The organism is Bradyrhizobium sp. CFUWI (assembly GCF_056429085.1).
In genome coordinates, this window is the sequence record NZ_JBWJZE010000024.1 from 59,974 (window position 1) to 83,183 (window position 23,210).

Here is a 23,210-nt window from a genome sequence, read left to right on the forward strand (position 1 = left end):
AGTCCGGCCGCAAGGTCCGGGCCCGAGGCGAGCGTCGTCACTCCGGCACCCCGATCGGAGCGGCCCCTTGCGCGGCCTTTTCCGCGCTGAGGATCCAGACCAGGCCGCCGATCGCGCCGACGATGAAGGACACAGCGCCGTACAGCAGCGAGACGTTGACGCCCTCGTTGGCGGCAAGTCCGGCGAAGCCGAACGCCAGGCCCATCGTGGCCTCACGCACGCCCCAGCCGGCGATCGAGATCGGCATCATCGTGATCAGCATCACGGGCGGCACGAGCAGAAAGACGTCGCTGAAGCGAACCGGGGCTGCAATCGACTGCACCACGCACCAGGCGATGACGACGGCGAGCACGTGAACGAGGATCGACAGGATCGCGATCACCGGTCCGCGGCTGCGACTGAAGATCACGCGGTTGGCGATCACCGCGCAGGCGTGAAGATGATGCGTGGCCCACCAGGTCTTGAGCCACCGCCACTTCAGGGCGCCGAAGATCAGGAAGCCGACCCCGCCGGTGAGCGCCAGGAGGTCGATGAGCAGCAGCGCCGAGCGCCCGTGCGGATCGGTGATGAGGGTGTAGCTCCAGGGGAGGCTCGCGACGATGAGAACCGCGAGCGCGATCAGGCCGATCGCGCGGTCGACGAAGATCGAGTAGGTGGCTGCACGCCAGCCGGCGCCGGCGCGCGCGACGAGCCACAGCCGGACCGCGTCGCCGCCGATCGCCGACGGCAGGGTCTGGTTGAAGAAGGCGCCGATCACGTTGTAGCGCATGGCGCGGCCGAGCTCGAGCGGCGCGCCGCAGACGGCACTGATCTGGCGCCAGCGCAGCACGCCGACGAAGATCTGCAGAAACGTGATCGCGATCGCCACGCCGATCCACAGCAGGCTGGTCACGGTGAAACGCGAAAACAGTTCGGATAGATCGACCTTGCGCAGCGCCAGATAGAGCAGCGCCGCGGAAATCACGATTTTGGCCGCAGAAAGCAGGATTCGGCGCATTTCGCCCGCACGAACAGGGTTTGCGAAGATTTGAGGCAACCCGACGCGAGGCGCCGAATTCGGCCGCTTTGGTATGGTTTTGGCGCCGATCTTGCAATAGCCCTCGTTCAATTGCCCTCGTTAAGGACGCTGAGAGGAGTCCTGATGAAGCGCTGCGGGCCTATTGCGAGCGGATCGAGCTGGCGGCTAAACAGGGCCGGCTTGGATCCCCAGGGAACAGGATGACAGATCAGGCGATTTTGGTTACCGGCGCGGCCGGCTTCATCGGCTTTCACGTCGCCCGCCAGCTCCTGGGCGAAGGCCGGTCTGTCGTCGGGCTCGACAATCTCAACAGTTATTACGATCCGGCGCTGAAGAAGGCGCGACTTGCGCTGCTCAGGGGCGAGCCCCGCTTCTCTTTCGTCGAGGCCGACCTCGCCGACCGCGAGACGATGGCCGCGCTGTTTGCGCAACATCGTTTTGCCAAAGTCGTGCATCTGGCGGCGCAGGCCGGCGTGCGCTACTCGATCGAGCAGCCGCACGCCTACGCCGAGTCCAATCTCGTCGGATTTCTCAATGTGCTCGAGGGCTGCCGCAACAACGGCTGTCGTCATCTCGTCTACGCCTCGTCATCCTCCGTTTACGGCGCCAACACAAAAATGCCATTTGCGGTTGCGGACCGCACCGATCATCCGGTGAGCTTTTATGCCGCGACCAAGAAGGCGAACGAGGTGATGGCGCAGTCCTACAGCCATCTCTATAGCCTGCCGGTCACGGGCCTGCGCTTCTTTACCATCTACGGGCCATGGGGACGGCCCGACATGGCCATGTTTCTGTTCGTGAACGCCATCATGGCCGGCAAGCCGATCCGGCTCTTCAACCACGGCAGGATGCGTCGCGACTTCACCTATATCGATGACGTGACCCGTGTCGTATCCAGGCTGATCGATCTTGTGCCGGCGGAGGATCCTTCTGCCGCAAATGCGCCGTTTAAGCTCTACAATGTCGGCAATCACCATCCGGAGGAACTGATGCACGTCGTCGGTCTTCTGGAGCGGGAGCTGGGCCGGACGGCAATCAAAGAATTGCTGCCGATGCAGCCGGGAGATGTGCTGGAAACGTTCGCGGATGTCGAGGATTTGATGCGCGACACCGGCTTTGCACCGTCAACGCCGATCGAGCATGGGGTCCACAATTTTGTCACCTGGTATCGGGACTATTTCAAGGTTTGAGATGACGATGGACAAACGCATAATCCCCCTGATCATGTGCGGCGGCGCCGGCACGCGGCTGTGGCCGGCCTCGCGCGAGGTGCGGCCCAAGCAGTTCCTGCCGCTGTTCGGCACGCGCTCGACCTTCCAGGACACGCTGCTGCGCGTCTCCGATCCACAGCTGTTCGACCGGCCGATCGTCATCACCAACGCGTCCTATCGCTTCATGGTGCTGGAGCAGCTCGCCGAGATCGGTATCGAGGCCGACGTGATCCTCGAGCCGATGCGGCGCGATTCCGGACCTGCGATCGCCGCCGGCGCGGTGTTCGCGCAGAACCGCGCGAGTGAAGCGATCGTGCTCGCGCTCGCCGCCGATCACGTCGTGCAGGACAATGCCGCGTTCGTCGCCGCCTGCCGCGAGGGCCTTACCGCCGCGAGCACCGGGCGCATCGTCACTTTCGGCGTCAAGCCGGAGCGGCCGGCGACCGAATACGGGTACATCAATCCGGGCGAGGTGATCTCAGGCGAGGTGCATGCGGTTACACGCTTCGTCGAAAAGCCGGATGCGGTGAAGGCTTCCGACTACGTCAATTCCGGCTATTTCTGGAACAGCGGTAACTTCATGTTCCCGGCGAGCGTGCTGCTCGACGAATATCGCAGGGTCGATGCGGCAAGCGTCGAGGCCATCACCAATGCGGTCAACAATGCCGGCCGCGATCTCGGCTTCGTCACGCTGGAGCCGGAGGCATTCGGCGCGGCCAAGGCGATCTCGATCGACTATGCCGTGATGGAGAAGACCTCGCGCGCGGCGGTCGTGCCGGTGTCGTGCGGATGGTCCGACGTCGGCTCCTGGCACGCGGTGTGGGAGCTGTCGGAGAAGGACACGCAGGGCAATGCCGCGCACGGCACCGCCGTGTTCGAGGATTCCCGCAACTGCAACGTCACCACCGATTCCGCGCTGGTCGCGCTCGAAGGCGTCGACGATCTCGTCGTGGTCGCAACCGCGGATGCGGTGCTGGTCTCGCGCCAGAAGGATGCCAACGGCCTGAAGCGTCTCGTCACCAAGCTGAAGGCGGTCGCACCCAAGGTCACCGAGGAGCATCTCAAGGTGCACCGGCCCTGGGGCAGCTACCAGTCCGTCGACAACGGCGAGCGCCATCAGGTCAAGCGCATCGTGGTGAAGCCGGGCGGCCGGCTGTCGCTGCAGAAGCACCACCATCGCGCCGAGCACTGGATCGTGGTCCGCGGCACCGCGCAGGTGACGGTCAACGAGACCGTCAAGACGGTGCACGAGAACGAGTCGATCTACATCCCGATGGGCGCCGTCCACCGGATGGAGAATCCGGGCAAGATCCAGCTGGAACTGATCGAGGTCCAGACCGGCTCCTATCTCGGGGAAGACGACATCATCCGGATTGAAGACGACTATCAAAGGTCGTAACCACCAAACTCCGAATCACGAGGACCCGGGCCAACAGGCGATATTTTTCCGCTTAAGGCCCGGGGAACGTGTAACTTTTTGAATCAAATCGTGTCCGGGCCGCGAAGGCGGCATTCGCCACAAATGTGGCGTCCGTGCTAGAAGCGCGCCGGGGATTTGCGTTGAATCGGGGTTTGCTCAGATGAGTTCCAAAGGATCTGCACCGGCAAAGGCCGGCTTGCGCGTCGGCGTCATTGGTGCCGGCGTGATGGGCAGCAACCATGCGCGTGTGCTGAGCGGCCTGCCCGGCGTCAGCCTCGTCGGCGTCGTCGATCCTTCGCACGCGCATCGCGCCCGCGCGACGGAACTTGCCAATTGCCCGAGCTTCGAGACGCTCGACCAGCTCATCGCCGCCGGCGTCGACGCGGTCACCATCGCGGCGCCGACGCATCTGCATCACGAGGTCGCGCTCGCCTGCATCGCCAAGAACATCCACGTGTTGGTCGAGAAGCCGATCGCGTCCACGGTCGCAGAGGGCCGCGAGATCGTCGCCGCCGCGCACAAGGCCGGCGTGACGCTGATGGTCGGCCATGTCGAGCGCTTCAATCCGGCGGTCGCCGCCGTCAAGCAGGCGATCGCGGGCGAGGACATTCTCTCCATCGCGATCACCCGCGTCGGCCCGTTTCCGCCGCGCATGTCCAATGTCGGCGTCGTCATCGACCTCGCCGTGCACGACATCGATCTGATCCGCTGGTTCACCGAATCCGACATCGTCGAGGTGCAGCCGCAGCTGTCGAGCGCGGTCGCCGAGCGCGAGGACATCGCGCTGCTGCAGTTCCGCACCGCCAACGGCGTGCTCGCCCACATCAACACCAACTGGCTGACGCCGTTCAAGGCGCGTAGCGTCACGGTCGCGACCCGCGGTAAATACGTGATGGGCGATCTCTTGACGCGCCAGGTCACCGAGTGCTTCGGCTTCAAGCCCGACGGCAGCTACTCGATGCGGCATCTGCCGGTCGGACATGACGAGCCGCTGCGTGCCGAGCTGATCGCGTTCCTCAAGGCCGTGCGCAACGGCGAGACGCCGGCGGTCACAGGCGATGAAGGCGTCGCCAGCCTCGAGATCGCCACCCAGTGCCTGGAGACGCCGTCACGGCCCGCGGCCAAATCGCCCGCCCTCAAGGGGCCGCGCCGCGTCGTCGGCTGATACCTTTCCATGTCGACCGCTCAAGACCAGCAAGGCGCCAAGAACCAGGCCATGAACCAGCATCTGCGTTCCGAACCCATTCCCTTCATCGACGTCGCCTCGCAGCGCCGCCGGCTCGGCGCCTCGCTCGATGCCGCCGTCAAGCGCGTGCTCGATCACTGCCAGTTCGTCAACGGTCCGGAAGTGTTCGAGCTTGAGAAGCAGCTTGCGGCCTATTCCGGCGCCAAGCATGTCATCGGCTGCGCCAGCGGCACCGACGCGATCCTGATGGTGATGATGGCGAAGAATGTCGGGCCCGGCGATGCCGTGCTGTGTCCGTCCTTCACCTTCATCGCGACAGCCTCGCCGGTGGCGCGGACCGGCGCGACGCCGGTCTATGTCGACGTCGACGAGGCCACCTTCAACATGAGCCCGGACTCGCTGAAGCGCGGCATCGCGACCGCGCGCAAGGCCGGCCTCAAGCCGGTTGCGGTGATTCCGGTCGACCTGTTCGGCCAGCCCGCCGATCACGACGCCATCGCCGAGATCGCGAAAGCCGAAGGCCTGTTCGTGCTCGATGACGCCGCGCAAGGGTTCGGCGCGAGCTACAAGGGCCGCAAGCTCGGCACCTTCGGGCTCGCCACCGCGACCAGCTTCTTCCCGGCAAAGCCGCTCGGCTGCTTCGGCGACGGCGGCGCCATCTTCACCGATGACGACGAGCTCGCGGCGACGCTGCGCAGCATCCGCGTGCACGGGCAGGGCGTCGACAAATACGACAACGTCCGGCTCGGCCTGACCGGCCGGCTCGACACCATGCAGGCTGCGGTCCTGATCGAGAAGCTGAAGATCTTCGACGACGAGATCGCCGCCCGCAACAGGGTCGCCGACCGCTACGCGCGCGGGCTCAGCAACGTCGTCACCGTGCCGCGTCTGGCGCCGGGCAATACCTCGGTCTGGGCGCAGTATACGATCCGGTTGCCGAAGGGGACCGACCGCGACGGTTTCGCTGCCGCGCTCAAGGCCCAGGGCGTGCCGACCGCGATCTATTACGGCAAGTCGATGCATCAGCAGACCGCCTACAAGCAATACCCGGTCGCCGAGGGCGGCCTGCCTGGTTGCGAGAGCCTGTCGCAGGACGTCATCAGCCTGCCGATGCATGCCTATCTGACCGAAGCCGACCAGGAACGAATCATCGCCGCCGTCCGCGGCGCGATTGCGGGGTGATCCTTCGCGCTTCTTCACCTCTCTCGCTTGCGGGAAAGGTCGCGCCGAAGGCGCGGGTGAGGCTTCTCTCCTCTGGGGGAGTCTTCGTCGTCGAGGCACCCTCTCCCCAACCCTCCCCCGCAAGCGGGGGAGGGAGCACACCTTCCCCACCGCTTGCACCTAGACCTAATCCTATCATGCTCTAAAACAGACGCATGCTCGGACGCATCTTCACGGTTGGTGGTTACACGCTGCTCTCGCGGCTGACGGGGTTTGCCCGCGACATCATGCTTGCGGCGATCCTCGGCGCCGGTCCCGTGGCCGACGCCTTCTTCGTGGCGCTACGGCTGCCCAATCATTTCCGCGCGATCTTCGCCGAGGGCGCCTTCAACGCCGCCTGGGTGCCGGCCTACGCGCATGTCCATGGCGAGAAGGGGGAGGCGGCAGCACATTTGTTCGCCGACCGCATCTTCACGCTGTTGCTGGCTTCACAGGTTCTGCTGCTGATCGTCGCCTGGCTGTTCATGCCGCAGGCCATGAGCATCCTGGCACCGGGCTTCGGTGAGGACGCCGAGCAGCGCAAGCTCGCGATCGAGCTGACCCGGATCACCTTTCCCTATCTGCTGTTGATCACGCTGGTGACGCTCTATGGCGGCATGCTCAACGTGATGCAGCGCTTTGCCAGCGCCGCGGCGGCGTCGATCTTCCTCAACGTCGCGATGATGATGACGCTGGCGCTCGCCGCCTGGTTTCCGACCGCGGGTCACGCCGCCGCCTGGGGCGTGCTCATTTCGGGCTTCCTGCAATATTTCCTGCTCGCCGGCGATCTCGCCCGCCATGGCGGCCTGCCGCGTTTTGCACCGCTGAAGCTCGACGAGGACGTCCGCGGTTTCTTTAGGGCGTTGGGCCCGGCAACGCTGGGCTCGATGGGCACGCAGGTCGCGCTGTTCGCCGATACCATCATCGCGACGTTCTTGCCCGCAGGTGCTCTTTCGGCGCTCTATTATGCCGACCGGCTGTATCAGCTGCCGATCGGCGTGATCGGCATCGCCATCGGCACGGTGCTGCTGCCGGAGATGTCGCGGCGGATCACGGCGAATGACCAGGACGGCGCGATGAAATCGCAGCGCCGTGCCTTCGATTTCACGCTGCTCTTCTCGGTGCCGTTCGTCGCTGCCTTTCTCACCGTGCCCGGCGAGATCATGCGCGCGTTGTTCGCCCATGGCGCTTTCTCCAAAGCGGACGCCGCTGCGGCCGGTGCAACGCTTGCGGCCTATGCGATTGCCTTGATCCCGGCCGTGTTGATCCGCAGTGCAGTCGCGACCTTCTATGCGCGCAAGGATACGGCCACTCCGGTCCGCGCCTCGCTGACGGGCATCGCCGTCAACGTCGCGCTGAAGTTCGCGTTGATGGGTTCTCTCGCTCAGATCGGGCTTGCGCTCGCGACCGCCGTTGGGATCTGGACAAATCTCCTGCTGGTGTTTTTCTTCGCTATGCGCCGCGGATTCCTCGTGCCGGACCGCGCCTGGCTGGTGTCGCTCGTAAAATTCCTGCTGACCGGGATCATCCTCGCCGCCACGTTCTGGCTGATTGCGCGCTTTAGCGGGTCTTTGCTGGGCGCGATGCACTTCCGGGACGAAGTGATGCTGGTCCTGCTCGCCGTCGGCGGCACCATCGTCTACGCGATTGCGATTTTGGTTCTGTTCGGCCGCAACTGGCTGGTCACGCTGGTGCGCGGCTAGGCAAGCAGGGGTTGCTCGCCTCCAGGATGCAGGAAGGCCGCGCACATCTCTTGATTTTGTGCGGTCGCCGTGCTATGAGCGACGCATGATCAAATCGTCGCGCACCGTCAACCGCAACCAGATGACCCGCTTCGGCTGGGCCGTGGGAGGAGTCGTGCGCTAGGATTTCGACGACATCTTTTCCACCAGGCCCCGCCGGCATCGGACGGGGCCTTTTCTTTGGCCACGCTCCCTGCCGGCTCAACAGTAGGAGCATCCGATGCCACCCCAACAGACGAACATCACAGCCGCGACGGAGCGCGATGCCGCGAGACTTCGCCTCGACCTTTCAATCATCCCGAGCCTGCTCAGGCGCTATTGGTTTGCCTTTCAGGAGCGGCGCTGGCGCCCGCGCAACAGCTTGCACGACCTCAGCGACAGGGAGCTGATGGATATCGGCTTGACGCGCGGCGAGATCGACAGCCTCGCGCCTGAACGCGCTATCGACAGATTGAGAGAGAATGCGAGGGCTCAGTGGGGCCGTGGTGGGATGTGACAGGCCCACCAATCCCTGCCGATCTCCGCTACCGACAAAGAGAGGAGGCGATCATGGTATCGCATGCTGCGCGTGCCCAAGCGGACATCGACATCCGCCGATTGACGGTCGATAATCTCGACCTCTTTCGCGACATTCGCGCGGAGGCGCTTCGAACGCATCCTCAAACGTTTGGTTCTCGTGAAGAGGACGAGGGCGGCGAGGCGATGCTGGCGGCCTATCGCCATTGGCTGAGTGGAGCGATCCTTGGCGCCTTTGGGCGCGGAAATCTGATCGGGGTCGCCGGATTCTATGTGTCCCCAGATCGGCGTTCGCGGCACAGGGGGCACATCTTCACGGTTTTTGTAAAGGATGGTGGCCGCGGTAAAGGGGTCGGAGATCTGCTCGTCAAGGAGCTTCTTGTCCATGCCGAGTCGTGCGTCGAGCAGGTGCATCTTGAGGTCCTGCTCGAAGCAACCGCTGCAATCAGGACCTACAAGCGCAACGGGTTTGAAATCTACGGCACTGATCCTGCTGCCGTCCGCATCGGTGACGCCACATATGACAAGTACCTTATGGTCAGGAAATTCAGCCACTGACGCGGGTCCGCGGCAGCGCGGTATGGTTGCCCCAAAACCGCCGAGGGTGGCCTCGAATCATCGATCTCCATGGGATTGGCCCGCCTAAACCCGTTTGCCTTGCCAGTTTTTCCACGGCAATATGCCCGCAAAACAACCATGAGAACGGGAAGACAAAATGGCGGCTCCCATCAAGTTCGGCGTTGGCCAAAGCGTGCTGCGCAAGGAGGATGACGCGCTCATCCGCGGCAAGGGCCGCTATACCGACGATTATGCGCCGCAGGCCGCGCTGCGCTGCCTGATGCTGCGCTCGCCGCATGCGCATGCCAAATACACCATTGATGCGAGCCGCGCCCGCGGCCTGCCCGGCGTCGCGCTGATCCTCACGGCCGACGACGTCAAGGATCTCGGCAATCTGCCGTGCCTGTTCAATCTCGAGACCGATCCGTTCACCGGACCGCCTTACCCGATCCTGGCCAAGGACGAGGTGCGCCATGTCGGCGATGCCATCGCCTTCGTGGTCGCCGAGACCATCGACCAGGCCCGCGACGCGATCGAGGGGATCGAGGTCAAATGGAGCCCGCTGCCGGCGGTGACCGGCGTCGTCAATGCCGTGAAGAAGGGCGCGCCGCAGGTCTGGCCGGACAAGGCCGGCAACGTGCTGTTCGACGTCTCGATCGGCGACAAGGCGGCGACCGAAGCCGCCTTCGCCAAGGCGCATGCGGTGGCCGAGATCTCGATCGTCAATCCACGCGTGGTTGCGAGCTTCATGGAGACGCGCGCGGCGGTCTGCGAATACGATTCCAAGCGCGATCATCTGACTCTGACGATCGGCAGCCAGGGCAGCCATCGTCTGCGCGATATCCTGTGCCAGAACGTGCTCAACATCCCCACCGAGAAGATGCGGGTGATCTGTCCCGACGTCGGCGGCGGGTTCGGCACAAAATTGTTCCCGTATCGCGAATACGCCTTGATGGCGGTTGCGGCTAAGAAGCTCAAGAAGACGGTGAAATGGGCGGCCGACCGCACCGAGCATTTCATGGGCGACGCGCAGGGCCGCGACAACGTCACCACCGCCAAGATGGCGCTGGCGGAAGACGGCAAGTTCCTCGCCATGGACTGCGACCTGATGGGCGACATGGGCGCGTATCTGTCGACCTTCGGCCCCTACATCCCGCATGGCGGCGCCGGCATGCTGCCGGGGCTCTACGATATCCAGGCCTTTCATTGCCGGGTGCGCACCATCTTCACTCACAGCGTGCCGGTCGACGCCTATCGCGGTGCGGGCCGGCCCGAGGCCGCCTATGTCATCGAGCGCCTCGTTGACGCCTGCGCGCGCAAACTCGACATGACGCCGGATGCCATCCGCCGCAAGAACTTCATTCCGCCGAAGGCGCTGCCCTACAAGACCGCCACCGGCAAGGTCTACGATTCCGGAGACTTCGCCGCGCATCTCAAGCGCGCGATGGAGATCGCCGAGTGGAAGGAATTTGGAAAGCGCGCCAAGGTGGCCAAGAAGAGCGGGCTGATCCGCGGCATTGGGCTGGCGAGCTATGTCGAGATCTGCGGCGTGATGGGTGAGGAGACGGCCAATGTCCGCCTCGAACCCAACGGCGACGTCACCGTGCTGATCGGTACGCAGTCGAGCGGGCAGGGCCACCAGACCGCCTATGCCCAGATCGTCGCGGAGCAGTTCGGCGTGGCGCCGGAGCGGGTCCACGTCCGCCAGGGCGACACCGACGAGATCGCCACCGGCCTTGGCACCGGCGGCTCGGCCTCGATCCCCTCGGGCGGCGTCAGCGTCGAGCGCGCCACGCGCGAGCTCGGGCAGAAGCTCAAGGAGATCGCGGCACAAGCGCTGGAGGCCGGCGCCGGCGACCTCGAGATCTCCGAGGGCGTGGTGCGCATCGCCGGCACCGACCGTTCGATCTCGTTCGCCGACCTCGCGAAGCGGCCCGGCGTCGATCCGTCGAAGCTGAACGGCAGCGCGACCTTCGCCAGCGCCGACGGCACCTATCCCAACGGCACTCATGTCGCGGAAGTCGAGATCGATCCGGCCACCGGCATCATCAAGATCGTCAACTACGTGATCGTCGACGATTTCGGCAAGACGCTCAATCCGCTGCTGCTGGCGGGACAGGTGCATGGCGGCGCGATGCAGGGCATCGGCCAGGCGCTGATGGAGCAGGTGGTCTATGGCGCCACCGACGGCCAGCTTATCACCGCGACCTACATGGACTACGCGCTGCCGCGGGCGGCGGACGGGCCGGCCTTCGTGTTCGAGACCCACAACGTCCCCTGCAAGACCAATCCGATGGGCGTGAAGGGGGCGGGCGAGGCCGGCGCGATCGGCTCCTGTCCGGCCGTCGTCAACGCCATCGTCGACGCGCTCTGGCGCGAATACAAGATCGACCACATCGACATGCCGGCAACGCCGGAGCGGGTGTGGATCGCCATCAACGAGCATCACCGCCGCCACAGCCTGTAAGTCCAAGCAAACGCGGAACGCGTTTTACGGGCTCAGCCACATGGTCCGGAGTGCGACGATTTATCGTCGCACTCCGGATGGAATGAAATCAGCCAATCGGTGTTGGCCATTCAGGGGTCGGCACGATCCTGCATCAGGGAAAGGGATTTTGCGAATGAAGCGAGTGTTGATTGTCGGGGGCACGCTGCTGCTCGGGATGGGGGCCGTCTGGGCGCAACAGGATTCCGTCAAGGAAGCTCAGACCCTCATGAAGGGCAACGGCAAGAACGCCGGCGCGATGTCGGCCATGGTGAAGGGCGAGAAGCCTTACGAACAGGCTACCGTGGACAGCGCGCTGGCGCAGTTCGAAGATACCGCCAAGAAGCTGCCGAACCTGTTTCCGGCCAGCGCCAAAGGCGTGAAGCTCGACGGTGACTACTCGGCCTCGCCGAAGGTCTGGGAGGACAAGGCCGGTTTCGACGCGAAGATCGCAAGCTTCGCCAAGGTCGTTGGCGAGGCCAAGGGCAAGATCAAGGACCTGGATTCGCTCAAGGCGACGATGCCTGCCATCGGCAAGGAATGCGGCGGCTGCCACGAAACCTACCGCGTCAAGAACAGCTGAGGCGGATACTTTCGTAGCCCGGATGAGCGAAGGGATATCCGGGAAGCCTGTGCGAGTTGATGAAACTATCCCGGATGTCGCTTTGCTCATCCGGGCTACGGAAAGGGCGGTTGCGAAAGCAGCCGCCCTTTTTCCGTTTATAAGGTCTGACGGATCGCCGTCCGAGCGATTATGTTCGCACCAGCGGCCGCGGCGTTGATGCGAGTCGACGCATCTCATTCCGGATCGCCTCATGACGTGAGGAATTCCAGCGCGCGGCGAGGATCCCAATGAAAAGCGAGACAGGCCATGGTCAAACCGTTTCCGTCGAAGACGCACATCGGCAACCACATGCTGCATCCCGAAACGCTGATGCTGACCTATGGCTATGACCCGCAGCTGTCGGAAGGCGCCATCAAGCCGCCGGTGTTCCTGACCTCCACCTTCGTGTTCAAGACGGCCGATGACGGGCAGGACTTCTTCGATTACGTCGCCGGCCGGCGCGAGCCGCCGGAAGGCATGGGCGCGGGCCTAGTCTATTCGCGCTTCAATCATCCAAACAGCGAGATCGTCGAGGACAGGCTCTCGATCTACGAACGCACCGAGAGCTGCGCGCTGTTCTCGTCCGGCATGGCGGCGATCGCCACCACGATCCTGGCCTTCGTCCGCCCCGGCGACGTGATTCTGCACTCGCAACCGCTCTACGGCGGGACCGAAACGCTGCTGACCAACACGCTGGCGCGCCTGTCGATCGGCGCCGTCGGGTTCGCCGACGGGATCGACGAAGCGGCCGTCAGGCAGGCCTCGGAAGAGGCCATGGCCAAGGGCCGCGTTTCGATGATCCTGATCGAAACCCCGGCCAACCCGACCAACGGCCTGGTCGATGTCGCCATGATCCGGCGTGTTGCCGACGCGATCGGAAAGGCGCAGGGACACACACCGGTGATTGCCTGCGACAACACGCTGCTCGGCCCGGTGTTTCAGCGGCCGATCGAGCACGGCGCGGACCTGTCGCTGTATTCGTTGACGAAATATGTCGGCGGTCATTCCGACCTGATCGCGGGTGCTGCGCTCGGCTCGAAGGCGATCATGAAAGGCATCAAGGCGCTGCGCGGCGCCATCGGGACTCAGCTCGATCCGCATTCCTGCTGGATGATCAACCGCTCGCTCGAGACGCTGAGCCTGCGCATGGAGAAGGCCAACAGCAACGCGCGCCTCGTGGCGGATTATCTGCGCGATCACCCCAAGGTGGCCAAGGTCCACTATCTCGGTCATCACGAGGAGGCTTCGCCGGCGGGCCGCGTGTTCGCGCGGCAGTGCCACGGGGCGGGATCGACCTTCTCGTTCGACATCGTCGGCGGCAAGGACGCGGCGGTCAAGTTTCTCAACGCGCTGCAGATCCTCAAGCTGGCGGTGAGTCTCGGCGGCACCGAGTCGCTTGCAAGCCTGCCCGCAACCATGACGCATTCCGGCGTTCCCGCCGACATCCGCCAGAAGATCGGCGTGCTGGATTCCACGATCCGGTTGTCGATCGGCATCGAGAACCCGTCCGACCTGATCGCGGACCTCGCGCAGGCGCTGAACGCGGCCTGAGCGCGCTCAAAATCGAAAAGGCCGGGCGCGCCCCCTCCTGCGCCCGGCCTTCGCCACGAAGCAGCGTGCGGCTTACTTCGTCACTTGACCGCGGATCTCGCCGCCGGGATTGGCCGCGGTGTGGATGTTGATGTAGTACTTGCCGGCGAGCAGATCGGCGGCCTGCGCGTCGGTCAGGGTCGCTTCGCCCTTGACCGGGCTCGAGGCCGCGTTCGGGATCGCGACAGCGACGCCTGCGTTCTTGCCGGCCTCGGCAGGCCCGTGGAAATGCGCCGCGGTGGCGGGCCCGGAGAGGCCGGAATAGGTGACGGTCCAGGACAGTTTCTTGCTGGCGGCATCGTAGTCCAGATCGGCGGTTCCGGTGGCGCTGGTGGTGATTGCCGGCACCTCGGACTTGCCGTCGAGGGTTGCTTTGAGCTTTTCGGCGCTGGCCGGGCCTGCAAAGGTCACGGCACCAAGCGCCAGGGCGGCAATGACGGTCTTGTTCATGACATTCTCCCTGCTGAACCCGTTCGGGCTGGCAAACTTCCAACAGCCGGCGTTTCAGTTTATTCCCGTGTCCGGCCGGAGCGGGCTAAATTCTTCGTGGCTGGAGCCGCGACGACATCGGGCATAAGTTCGCCGCGACGATTGAATGGATCTGCATGTTGCAACGAACAATTCTTATCGGGCTGCTCGCGGCGCTCGTCGCCGCGGGCACCTATTGGTGGCTCAGCGCGCCGAAAGCGGCTGCAGCCAACGCGCCGGCCCATGTGGCCAACCTCGCCAATGGCGAGGTGATGTTCAACGCCGGCGGCTGCGCCTCCTGCCATGCCGTTCCCAATCAGCCCGATCGTCTCAGGCTCGGTGGCGGCGTCGCGATCAAGTCGCCGTTCGGGACGTTCTACGCGCCGAACATCTCCCCGGATCCGAACGACGGCATCGGCAAATGGACGGACGCCGACTTCGTCAACGCGGTGATGTACGGGGTGTCGCCCGGCGGGCAGCATTATTTTCCCGCCTTCCCCTATACGTCCTATCGGCACGCCAGGCGCGAGGACGTGCTCGATCTCTTTGCTTACTTGAAGACGCTGCCGCCCATGACCGGCAAGGTGCGCGACCACGACATGCATTTTCCTTTCGACATCCGGCGCAATATCGGCATCTGGAAGTTCCTGTTTCTGGACGACAAGCCCTTCGTCGCCGACAGCAGCAAGTCACCGCAATTCAACCGCGGCGCCTATCTGGTCAACAGCTTTGGCCATTGCGCCGAATGCCACAGCCCGCGCAACGCGCTGGGCGGCATCATCTCGAGCCAGCGCTTTGCCGGCGGGCCCAATCCCGAAGGCGAGGGCTGGGTGCCCAACATCACCCAGAAGCGCCTCGGCGAGTGGAGCGTGAAGGATATCGCCTATTTCCTCAAGAACGGCGAATTACCCGATGGCGACAGCGTCGGCGGCGCGATGACGCGCGTGATCAAGAACACCTCGCAATTGCCCGACGAGGATATTGCGGCGATGGCGGAGTACCTCAAATCGCTGCCGCCGGTGGACGGTCCGCCGCGGCCCAAGCGCAAGGAAACCGGGAAGGAGGCCGGTTAGCTGCCGCCAAACGCCTTGAACGTGATGATGGTGAGGGTGTCCTGGATGCCCGGCAGCACCTGCACCTTCTCGTTGACGAAATGGCCGATGTCGGTGTCCTTGTCGACGTAGAATTTCACCAGCAGGTCGTACTGGCCGGCCGTGGAGTAGATCTCGGAGGCGATCTCGGCCTCGGCGAGCGCATTGGCCACCGTGTAGGACTGGCCGAGCTTGCATTTGATCTGGACAAAAAAAGGAACCATTGCGGGCACTCCGAAAGCGTATTCTTCCGGCTAATAGGCCAAACCCGGCACGATTTAGCAAGCGGACTTGCGAGCCGCCAGCTGCCGATCCGAGGCCTTGCCGGTGTTCGACGGTCGCGCTAGGACAGGCCATGGCGGTGTCCGTATCCAGCAAATGTGTCCGGCGATGACGACCCCGGTCGCACTCACCATCGCCGGCTCCGATTCGAGCGGCGGCGCCGGCATCCAGGCCGACCTGAAGACGTTTGCGGCGCTCGGCGTCTATGGCGCGTCCGTCATCACGGCCTTGACCGCACAGAACACGCGGGGCGTCACCGGCATCCACGCCGTGCCGGCGGCGTTCGTCACCGAGCAGATTGATGCGGTGTTCTCCGATCTCGACATCGGCGCGGTGAAGATCGGCATGGTGGCCCAGGTCGCCAGCATCGACGCGATCGCAGCCGCACTGTCGCGCTGGTCGCCGGGGCACGTCGTGCTCGATCCCGTGATGGTGGCGACGTCAGGGGATCGGCTGCTCGCAGCGGAGGCCGTCAATGCGCTGCGCACAAGACTGATACCGCTGGCGTCGGTGATCACGCCCAATCTGCCGGAGGCCGCCGCTCTGCTCGACGAGCCGGTCGCGGCGAGCGAGGCGGAGATCGAAGGCCAGGGGCGGCGCCTGCTGGCGCTCGGCTGCCGTGCCGTCCTGATCAAGGGCGGGCACGGCACGGGTGCCGAGAGCATCGACTATCTCGTCGCTGCCGACAACACGCTCGCGCTCACCGCGCCGCGCGTGGCGACCCGCAACACCCATGGCACCGGCTGCTCGCTATCCTCGGCGGTCGCGGCCGGGCTCGCCAAGGGCGAGGATCTGGCAAGCGCCGTGCGCAACGCCAAGACCTGGATCAGCGCGGCGATCGCCGCCGCCGACCGCTTCAGCGTCGGACACGGCCACGGCCCGATCCATCATTTTCACAGGTTCTACTGAGGCCGCCGCGCGCGGGAGCGCCGCCGCGGCGCACTTTGGGGGCACGCTAGCCCCACATCGTCATGGCCGGGCCTGTCCCGGCCATCCACGCCTTGCCACGCAGCACGAAGAACGTGGATGCCCGGGACAAGCCCGGGCATGACGATCACCTTCTGCGGCGCCGTGTCGCCTGATTGTCGCATGCGACTGATATTCGCAGGGAGGGCGAGGCTAGGCGTGATTCGTATCTGAAGGTGCCTCAAAGGTTCGATCGGTCATCCCCCTGTCACGGGACATTGTTACAGGCTGACGCATGGGAAGTTACGATGTGAGTGACGAGAGCCCCGAGCGGCGCTTTCGCACGTTGTTCATCTCCGACGTTCATCTCGGAGCCCGCGGTTCTCAAGCCGATCTTCTGCTGGACTTCCTGCGCTACCATGATGCCGACACGATCTATCTCGTCGGCGACATCGTCGACGGCTGGGCGCTCAAATCGAGCTGGCATTGGCCGCAATCCCACAACGACCTCGTCCAGAAGCTTTTGCGCAAGGCGCGCAAGGGTGCCAAGGTCATCTACATCCCCGGCAATCACGACGAGTTCCTGCGCAACTATTACGGCACGCATTTCGGCGGCATCGACGTGGTCGAGAACACCGTCCACACCAGCGCCGACGGCAAGCGCTATCTCGTCATCCACGGCGACATCTTCGATCTCGTGGTGCAGAACGCGCGCTGGCTCGCCCATCTCGGCGACAAGGCCTACGACTTCGCGATTCAGATGAATCGCTTGGTCAACTTCTTCCGCCGCTTGTTCAAGGTGCCCTATTGGTCGCTGTCGCAATGGGCCAAGCAGAAGGTCAAGAACGCGGTCAATTATATCGGCGCGTTCGAGCAGGCGCTCGCCGCCGAGGCGCGGCGCTACGACGCCGACGGCGTGATCTGCGGCCACATCCACTACGCCGTGATCCGCGACGAGGGCGACATTCGCTACATGAATTGCGGCGACTGGGTCGAGAGCTGCACCGCGCTCGTCGAGCATGACGACGGTCATTTCGAGATCATCACCTGGGCGGATCATTTGCAGAAGCCGGCCGCCGTCCCGCAGGTTGCAGCCAGAGCTGCATAACAAAGGCCGCCCGATGCGCATCCTGGTCGCGACCGACGCCTGGCACCCGCAAGTCAACGGTGTGGTTCGGACGCTGACCAAGCTCGCCGACGCGGCCGAGGGGCTTGACGTCGAAGGTTCCGGCGTTGCGTTCACGTTCCTGACGCCGCAATCGTTCCGCACCTTCGCGATGCCGAGCTATCGCGACGTGCGGCTGGCGATGCCGCGCCCGGCGCGGATTGCCAGGCTGATCGAGGAGGCGCGCCCGGACAGCATCCACATCGCGACCGAAGGGCCGATCGGCCTGATGGTCCGCCGCTATTGCCGCCAGCGCCGGCTGCCGTTCACGACCAGCTTCCACACCCGCTTTCCCGAATATGTCCGCGCCCGCGTGCCGGTGCCGGGCTCGCTGATCTGGCGGGCGCTGCGCCGCTTCCATGCCCCCAGCCGTGCCGTAATGGCAGCAACGCCTGCGCTCGCCGGTGAGCTGACCGAGCGCGGTTTCGACAATGTCATGCTGTGGCCGCGCGGCGTCGATACAAATGTGTTCCATCCGCGGGCCATCGACCTCTGCCTGCCGGCACCGGTGTTCCTGTCGGTCGGCCGCGTCGCGGTGGAGAAGAATCTCCAAGCCTTCCTCGACCTCGATCTGCCGGGCACGAAGGTGATCGTGGGCGACGGCCCGGCGCGCGCCGCGCTCGAAGAGGCCTATCCCGATGCGATCTTCCTCGGCGAGAAGCAGGGTGAGGCGCTGGCGGAAATCTATGCGGCGGCCGATGTGTTCGTATTCCCGAGCAAGACCGACACGTTCGGCCTGGTTCTGCTGGAGGCGCTGGCGAGCGGGCTGCCGGTCGCGGCCTTTCCGGTGAAGGGCCCCCGCGACGTGATCGGCAATGCCCCGGTCGGCGCCCTCGATCACGATCTGCGCAGCGCCTGCTTCGCGGCGCTCGACATCTCCCGGCAGGACTGTGTCGAATTCGCCGGCAACTACACCTGGGAAGCCTCGGCGAGGGCTTTTGTCGACAATATCCAGGCGGTGGGGGCTGTGCTGCCGGGCGGGGACGGCACGGAACAGCCGCGCTTCGTCGCCTAAAGGGAAGATTCCTCGCGCGGAGGTGTCTTGCCCGCGGCTCGATGGCCGCGATAAGGTCTGATATGACCGAACAGCTTCTCCCGATCGGCCCCGCCGATATCGATGCCGCAGCGCGCGTGATCGCGCCCTACGCCATCCGCACCCCGCTGTTGTCCTTTCCGGTGCTCAACGAGCGGGTTGGCGCGAAAGTCTTCCTGAAGCCGGAGATGCTTCAGCGCACCGGCTCCTTCAAGTTCCGTGGCGCCTTCAACAAGGTGTTCTCGATCCCGCAGGACAAGCGCGCCGGCGGCGTCGTCGCGTTCTCCTCCGGCAATCACGCCCAGGGCGTGGCAGCGGCGGCAAAGATCCTCGACATGCAGGCGACCATCGTGATGCCTGCGGATGCGCCGCTGTCCAAGCGCGAGCGCACCAAATCCTACGGCGCCGAAGTCGTGCTCTATGATCGCGACAAGGACGACCGCGAGGCGATCTCGCGCGGCATCGCCGAGAAGCGCGGCGCGACGCTGGTCAGGCCTTACGACGATCCGTTCGTGATCGCAGGGCAGGGCACCGCCGGCCGCGAGATCGCGGAGGACATGGCAACGCTTGGTCTGTCCCCCGACATCGTGGTGGCACCGGCGTCGGGCGGCGGCCTGATCGCGGGCGTCGCGACGGCGGTGAAGGCACGCTATCCGCTCGCCGAGATCGTGGTGGCCGAGCCCGAGGCGTTCGACGATCATGGCATTTCGCTGAGCGCGGGCCATCGCGAGCCGCATCCGCCGGCCGGCCGCACCATCTGCGATGCGCTGATGGCCCTGATCCCCGGCGAGATGACCTTTGCGATCAACAGCAAGCTGCTCGCGCGCGGCGTCACGGCGTCGGACAAGGAAGTCGGCGCCGCAGTCGCCTTCGCCTATCGCGAGCTCAAGCTCGTGGTGGAGCCGGGCGGCGCCGTCGGTCTCGCCGCGCTGCTGGCGGGACGTCTCGACGTCGCCGGGAAGAACGTCGTCATCGTGCTCTCCGGCGGCAACGTCGATGCGGATCTGTTCGCCGAGCTGGTGGCCTAGCCGTCCTTCCGGGGCGCGCGAAGCGTGAGCCCGGAATCCACGCTCCCGATCGTGGTTATGGATTCCGGGCCTGCGCCTTTCGGCGCAGCAATCCAGTGCCGTAGGATGGGCAAAGGCGCAAAGCGCCGGGCGCACCACCTTTCAGTGATTCCAAAGAGAGACGACGTGGGCACGCTTCGCTTTGCCCACCCTACGAGACCTCCCCTCGTCATTGCGCGCGAAAGTGCTTCCCGGAATGACGACGTTCAATGGCTGAGATGACGAAGGGGTAGAGCGTCACCGCTCTGCCCCTTCGTCTTGTCTTGGGGATTGTCCCGTTGTGGAGAGACCCTCTCCCCAACCCTTCCCCGCCAGCGGGGGAGGGAGCGCACCTTCTTCGTTCGTGCGATCAGTGCATGAAGCCGCCGCGGCGATTGCCGCCATTGTTCGTGCTCGGCGCCTGGTTCATCGACTGCCGGAAGTTGTTGTTGCTGTTGACCATGCGGCTCGGCATCGTGTTGAGCTGCGGACGGTTGGTCTGCACGTTGTTCTGCACCTGCACCTTGTTCACCGGGTTGTTGTTGAGCTTCACGATGCCGGTGTTGCCGTTGTTGACGCGGATCGGCTGGTTCTGGGTCTGAACATTGACCGGCTTGGTCTCGACATTCGAGCCGGCCTTGCCGACGTTCACCGGCATGCTGACGATCTTGCCCGGCTTGCCATTGGCGTTGCCGCCGTTCGGCGCATTGTTGGTCGCAGGCAGCGTCACGATCTTGCCGATGCCGCCATTGTTGTTGCCGGTGGTGGTCGGCGCGGGCAGGGTGACGATCTTGCCCGGGGACTGCGACGGCGTGCCGTTCTGTGGGTTTGGCTGGTTGTTGTTGCCAGCCGGCAGATTGACGATCTGGCCGCCATTGCCGGGCTTGCCGATGCCATTGCCGTCGACCGGCTTCTGCACGACCGGCAGATTGCCATTGATCTGACCGCCGCCATTGCCCTGCTGCATCAGCGGCAGGTATTTCGGCTGGCCGAGATTGCCGATCTTCAAGGTCGGAGCAATGTTCTGCGGCGCCAGGAACTTGGTCGCCTGCATCAGGGGGATCTGCTTCGGCTGCGCCTGCAGCTTCAGCGCGACCTGTGCATAGGGGCTGTTGCCGTAGCTGTCATAGAAGGTCTTGTAGCCGAGCGGCGAGTTCGCGAGCACGGCCTTGTGCCAGGCCTGCGAGAGCAGGATGTTGTTGAGCAGCCAGCGGACGTGGTCGCACAGCGGGTCGTGCGGATACATCCGGATGAACTCCTGATAATATTCCGGCCGGCCCTCGGACACGACGTAGTCATAGGCCTGGCGCGTCGAACGGCTCGGCAGGTTGGAGGCCATCTGCACCACGGGCGCCCTGACCGGCGCGCGGTTGGCGGCAATTGCGGTGTCGCCGAAGAAGGTGAAGTCGCTCGTCAGCGAGGAGCTCTCCCACGGGATCTGCGCGCCGCTGGTGGTCTGGTTCACCTGCAGGCGGATGCGCTTGAACAGCTGCTCGATCGGCACGTTGGGTTCGCGCGCGACGTCCAGGAAGGCTCGCGTGTACGGGCTGTGGCCGCCGGTGCCGTCGAGCGCCTCGGCGCCCGGCGCGGTCGAGTAGCCGACGATCGAGCCGTTCGGCGCATCGACGATGGCAAGGCCGCGGCCGGCATCGTTGACCTCAGGGAACGGGTTGTTGCGGCAGGCATCGAGGATCACGATGCGCATGCGGCTCGGGATCGTCTCCAGCGTCGACATCACGTCGACGAGGCGCACCGAATTGTTGACGAGCTCGGTCGGGCTCGAGACCTTGGCGTCGACCGGAACGAGATAGTTCTCGCCGGCGAGCTGCACGCCGTGGCCGGCGTAATAGACCATCGCCACCGTGTTCGGGCCGCGCGAGGCGACCTTGGCGGAAAAGTCCTGCACCACGCGCAGCATGTCGTTCTGCGTCAGGTCGGTGGCGGCAACCACCTCGAAGCCGGCGGAGTTCAGGAACTGCGCCATCGACTGGGCATCATCGTCAGGGTTCGCGAGTTGCGGCGCGTTCTGGTAGTTCGCATTGCCGATCACCAGCGCCACCCGCTGCTCCGGGCCTTGCAGCGCGGTGGGGGCAGGCTGGACCGGGGCGACTTGCGCGGAAACGGGCCCGCAGGTGAAGCCGAACAGACTTCCCACAAGGCCGGCCGTCATCAGCAAAGGCTTTAGGCGGAACATGGCGTGCTCCTTTGGCACTCATCTCGATACGAGATTGGTTGCGAGCAAGCCTGGCCGCGTTCGAGCGTGCGGTCCGTGATCCCTGTCACCATGGCGACGGACGTGATCTGAATCACGCTTGGAACCTGCTATGGTTAGCGATCGCTGAGAGGAACCGCCGCCCCATGCTGAAATCGATCGATCCGATCCTGACGCCCGACCTGCTCTGGCTGCTGGCTTCCATGGGCCACGGCGACGATCTCGTGGTCGTCGACGCCAACCACCCGGCCACGCATATCGCCCGCAGCACATCGTCGCAGCGCCTGATCCAGTTGCCGGGCATGACGATGGAGACCGCCGTCCGCGCCATCATGTCGGTCTATCCGCTCGACGATTTCGATCCAGATCCGGTGCGCGTGATGATGCCGGTCGACGATCCCGATCGCGTGCCCGACGTGCAGCGCGCGGTGCTGGCCGAGATCGAACGCGCCAGCGGCGGTCCGGTCAGTCCCGGCAAGCTCTCGCGGGCGGATTTCTATCGCGCGGCGGCGGCTGGGTTCGGCGTCGTGCAGGTCGGCGACAGCAGGGGCTACGGCTGCTTCCTGATCAGGAAAGGCGTGATCGGTTAGGCGGAAACATTCCGCGCGAGGTTGCGCAAAACCTGCACCCGGATTTGAATGGCCTCCGCGCAACCGACCGACTATTGTCGATTCATGTCGCGCATCGTGTGTCTAATTGTTGCCATCGTCCTTTCGCTGCTGCCGGCGGTCGCGTTCGCTGCGTCAAGTCAAAAGCGTCCCAAGCAGGCCTGGCATGGCTACGGCTTCCTGCCGGGCTATCGGCAGCCGCTCAGCAACAGCATTCCGCTCTACAAGCAGAAGGACGCGATGCGCCGAATGTCGCGCGCTGACCGGCGCCACTGGTACATCGATCCGGTTCCGCAATATTACCGCTGGGACGGCGAGTGGCACTATTTCGGCCGCCCGGGCTTCAACGGCGGCCGCTACAACGGCGGCAGCTTTGGTCCGTGCTGGACCCGCACGCCGATCGGGCCGGTGTGGAATTGCGGGTGATCGTTCGAGACGGCTAGGTGATGCGTTTCTCCGTTCCATCACCGTCACCCTGAGGTGCGCGCGCAGCGGCGCATCGCGCCGCTGAGCAAGCCTCGAAGGGCGACGGCCCGGCTGCATCGGGCCGTCTATCCTTCGAGGCTCGCCGCACGATGCTGCGCATCGTACGCCTCGCGCCTCAGGATGACGGCGACAGAGCGACGCTCGCTGCCTCAGCACGTCATTGCGAGCGCAGCGCTTCCCCGGCGATGCACAGCATCGTCCGGTTCAGCGGTGCGCTGCTGAGCCGGGGCCCATGCGACCACCGAGAATGTGGCTCTGGGTCCCGGATCTGCGCTTCGCTTGTCCGGGACACGAAAGCACGCGGGCCCTACGAGAAGAACGCGATCTTCTCAGCCTGGGTCATGCGGCGGATCGGGGCGAGGGGGTCGTTGGCGGGGGCGCGG

General features: G+C 64.7%; 21 protein-coding genes. 17 read left to right on the top strand and 4 right to left on the bottom strand.

Going from position 1 to position 23,210, the window contains the following annotated elements; genetic code table 11:
• Nucleotides 1-37 precede the first annotated feature (37 nt).
• Nucleotides 38-997 carry a lysylphosphatidylglycerol synthase transmembrane domain-containing protein gene (locus AC066S_RS33385; RefSeq protein ID WP_478271636.1) on the bottom strand — a complete coding sequence of 320 codons (960 nt, stop codon included), beginning with the start codon at nt 995-997 and terminating at the stop codon, nt 38-40.
• A gap of 221 nt (nt 998-1,218) precedes the next feature.
• On the opposite strand from AC066S_RS33385, the gene AC066S_RS33390 reads away from it, so the two are divergent.
• From AC066S_RS33390 to AC066S_RS33435, 10 genes are all read left to right on the top strand, one after another.
• Nucleotides 1,219-2,208 (top strand): NAD-dependent epimerase, encoded by a 990-nt coding sequence (locus AC066S_RS33390; protein WP_478271651.1) that lies wholly within the window; start codon nt 1,219-1,221, stop codon nt 2,206-2,208.
• Between the two features lie 7 nt (nt 2,209-2,215).
• Nucleotides 2,216-3,628: a mannose-1-phosphate guanylyltransferase/mannose-6-phosphate isomerase gene (locus tag AC066S_RS33395; protein WP_478271637.1), complete on the top strand. Its 1,413-nt coding sequence runs from the start codon at nt 2,216-2,218 to the stop codon at nt 3,626-3,628.
• A gap of 181 nt (nt 3,629-3,809) precedes the next feature.
• Entirely contained in the window at nt 3,810-4,814 is a 1,005-nt protein-coding gene (locus AC066S_RS33400; RefSeq protein ID WP_135162028.1) for a Gfo/Idh/MocA family protein, read from the top strand.
• A gap of 51 nt (nt 4,815-4,865) precedes the next feature.
• Entirely contained in the window at nt 4,866-6,017 is a 1,152-nt protein-coding gene (locus AC066S_RS33405) for a DegT/DnrJ/EryC1/StrS family aminotransferase (protein WP_478271652.1), read from the top strand.
• 194 nt (nt 6,018-6,211) lie between these two features.
• Nucleotides 6,212-7,738, top strand: a complete 1,527-nt coding sequence (gene murJ, locus AC066S_RS33410) for a murein biosynthesis integral membrane protein MurJ (RefSeq protein WP_478271638.1) — start codon at nt 6,212-6,214, stop codon at nt 7,736-7,738.
• 259 nt (nt 7,739-7,997) lie between these two features.
• Nucleotides 7,998-8,273: a YjiS-like domain-containing protein gene (locus tag AC066S_RS33415; protein WP_135162031.1), complete on the top strand. Its 276-nt coding sequence runs from the start codon at nt 7,998-8,000 to the stop codon at nt 8,271-8,273.
• A 53-nt stretch (nt 8,274-8,326) separates the two neighbouring features.
• Nucleotides 8,327-8,851, top strand: coding sequence for an N-acetyltransferase family protein (locus AC066S_RS33420; protein WP_478271639.1), 525 nt, complete (start codon nt 8,327-8,329; stop codon nt 8,849-8,851).
• 157 nt (nt 8,852-9,008) lie between these two features.
• Entirely contained in the window at nt 9,009-11,318 is a 2,310-nt protein-coding gene (locus AC066S_RS33425) for a xanthine dehydrogenase family protein molybdopterin-binding subunit (RefSeq protein ID WP_478271640.1), read from the top strand.
• 154 nt (nt 11,319-11,472) lie between these two features.
• Entirely contained in the window at nt 11,473-11,919 is a 447-nt protein-coding gene (locus tag AC066S_RS33430) for a c-type cytochrome (RefSeq protein ID WP_478271641.1), read from the top strand.
• A gap of 288 nt (nt 11,920-12,207) precedes the next feature.
• Nucleotides 12,208-13,491: a cystathionine gamma-synthase family protein gene (locus AC066S_RS33435; RefSeq protein ID WP_478271642.1), complete on the top strand. Its 1,284-nt coding sequence runs from the start codon at nt 12,208-12,210 to the stop codon at nt 13,489-13,491.
• Nucleotides 13,492-13,563: 72 nt separating this feature from the next.
• On the opposite strand, the gene AC066S_RS33440 is transcribed toward AC066S_RS33435, so the two are convergent.
• Nucleotides 13,564-13,980: a CHRD domain-containing protein gene (locus AC066S_RS33440; protein WP_478271643.1), complete on the bottom strand. Its 417-nt coding sequence runs from the start codon at nt 13,978-13,980 to the stop codon at nt 13,564-13,566.
• 155 nt (nt 13,981-14,135) lie between these two features.
• Between AC066S_RS33440 and AC066S_RS33445 the strand changes: the two genes are divergently transcribed.
• Nucleotides 14,136-15,071 (top strand): c-type cytochrome, encoded by a 936-nt coding sequence (locus AC066S_RS33445; RefSeq protein ID WP_478271644.1) that lies wholly within the window; start codon nt 14,136-14,138, stop codon nt 15,069-15,071.
• On the opposite strand, the gene AC066S_RS33450 is transcribed toward AC066S_RS33445, so the two are convergent.
• Entirely contained in the window at nt 15,068-15,313 is a 246-nt protein-coding gene (locus AC066S_RS33450; protein ID WP_126255793.1) for an Lrp/AsnC ligand binding domain-containing protein, read from the bottom strand. The genes AC066S_RS33445 and AC066S_RS33450 overlap by 4 nt on opposite strands.
• 166 nt (nt 15,314-15,479) lie before the next feature.
• Between AC066S_RS33450 and thiD the strand changes: the two genes are divergently transcribed.
• The 4 genes from thiD (at nt 15,480) to AC066S_RS33470 (ending at nt 19,503) form a co-directional block, all read left to right on the top strand.
• Nucleotides 15,480-16,280 (top strand): bifunctional hydroxymethylpyrimidine kinase/phosphomethylpyrimidine kinase, encoded by an 801-nt coding sequence (thiD, locus tag AC066S_RS33455; RefSeq protein ID WP_478271645.1) that lies wholly within the window; start codon nt 15,480-15,482, stop codon nt 16,278-16,280.
• Nucleotides 16,281-16,572: 292 nt separating this feature from the next.
• On the top strand, nt 16,573-17,385 hold the full coding sequence (locus tag AC066S_RS33460; RefSeq protein ID WP_478271646.1) for a UDP-2,3-diacylglucosamine diphosphatase: 813 nt from the start codon (nt 16,573-16,575) through the stop codon (nt 17,383-17,385).
• A 13-nt stretch (nt 17,386-17,398) separates the two neighbouring features.
• Entirely contained in the window at nt 17,399-18,457 is a 1,059-nt protein-coding gene (locus AC066S_RS33465) for a glycosyltransferase family 4 protein (protein WP_478271647.1), read from the top strand.
• A gap of 62 nt (nt 18,458-18,519) precedes the next feature.
• Complete coding sequence (locus tag AC066S_RS33470) at nt 18,520-19,503, top strand: threonine/serine dehydratase family protein (protein ID WP_028143306.1); 984 nt, start codon at nt 18,520-18,522, stop codon at nt 19,501-19,503.
• Between the two features lie 388 nt (nt 19,504-19,891).
• Here the strand turns inward: AC066S_RS33470 and AC066S_RS33475 are convergent, their stop codons facing one another.
• On the bottom strand, nt 19,892-21,715 hold the full coding sequence (locus AC066S_RS33475; protein WP_478271648.1) for a caspase family protein: 1,824 nt from the start codon (nt 21,713-21,715) through the stop codon (nt 19,892-19,894).
• Between the two features lie 164 nt (nt 21,716-21,879).
• On the opposite strand from AC066S_RS33475, the gene AC066S_RS33480 reads away from it, so the two are divergent.
• Together AC066S_RS33480 and AC066S_RS33485 are read left to right on the top strand one after the other, a co-directional pair.
• The gene (locus AC066S_RS33480; RefSeq protein WP_135171060.1) at nt 21,880-22,323 is read left to right on the top strand and encodes an RbsD/FucU family protein; all 444 of its coding nucleotides are present in this window, start codon (nt 21,880-21,882) and stop codon (nt 22,321-22,323) included.
• Nucleotides 22,324-22,407: 84 nt separating this feature from the next.
• The gene (locus AC066S_RS33485) at nt 22,408-22,767 is read left to right on the top strand and encodes a hypothetical protein (protein WP_478271653.1); all 360 of its coding nucleotides are present in this window, start codon (nt 22,408-22,410) and stop codon (nt 22,765-22,767) included.
• Nucleotides 22,768-23,210 lie beyond the last annotated feature (443 nt).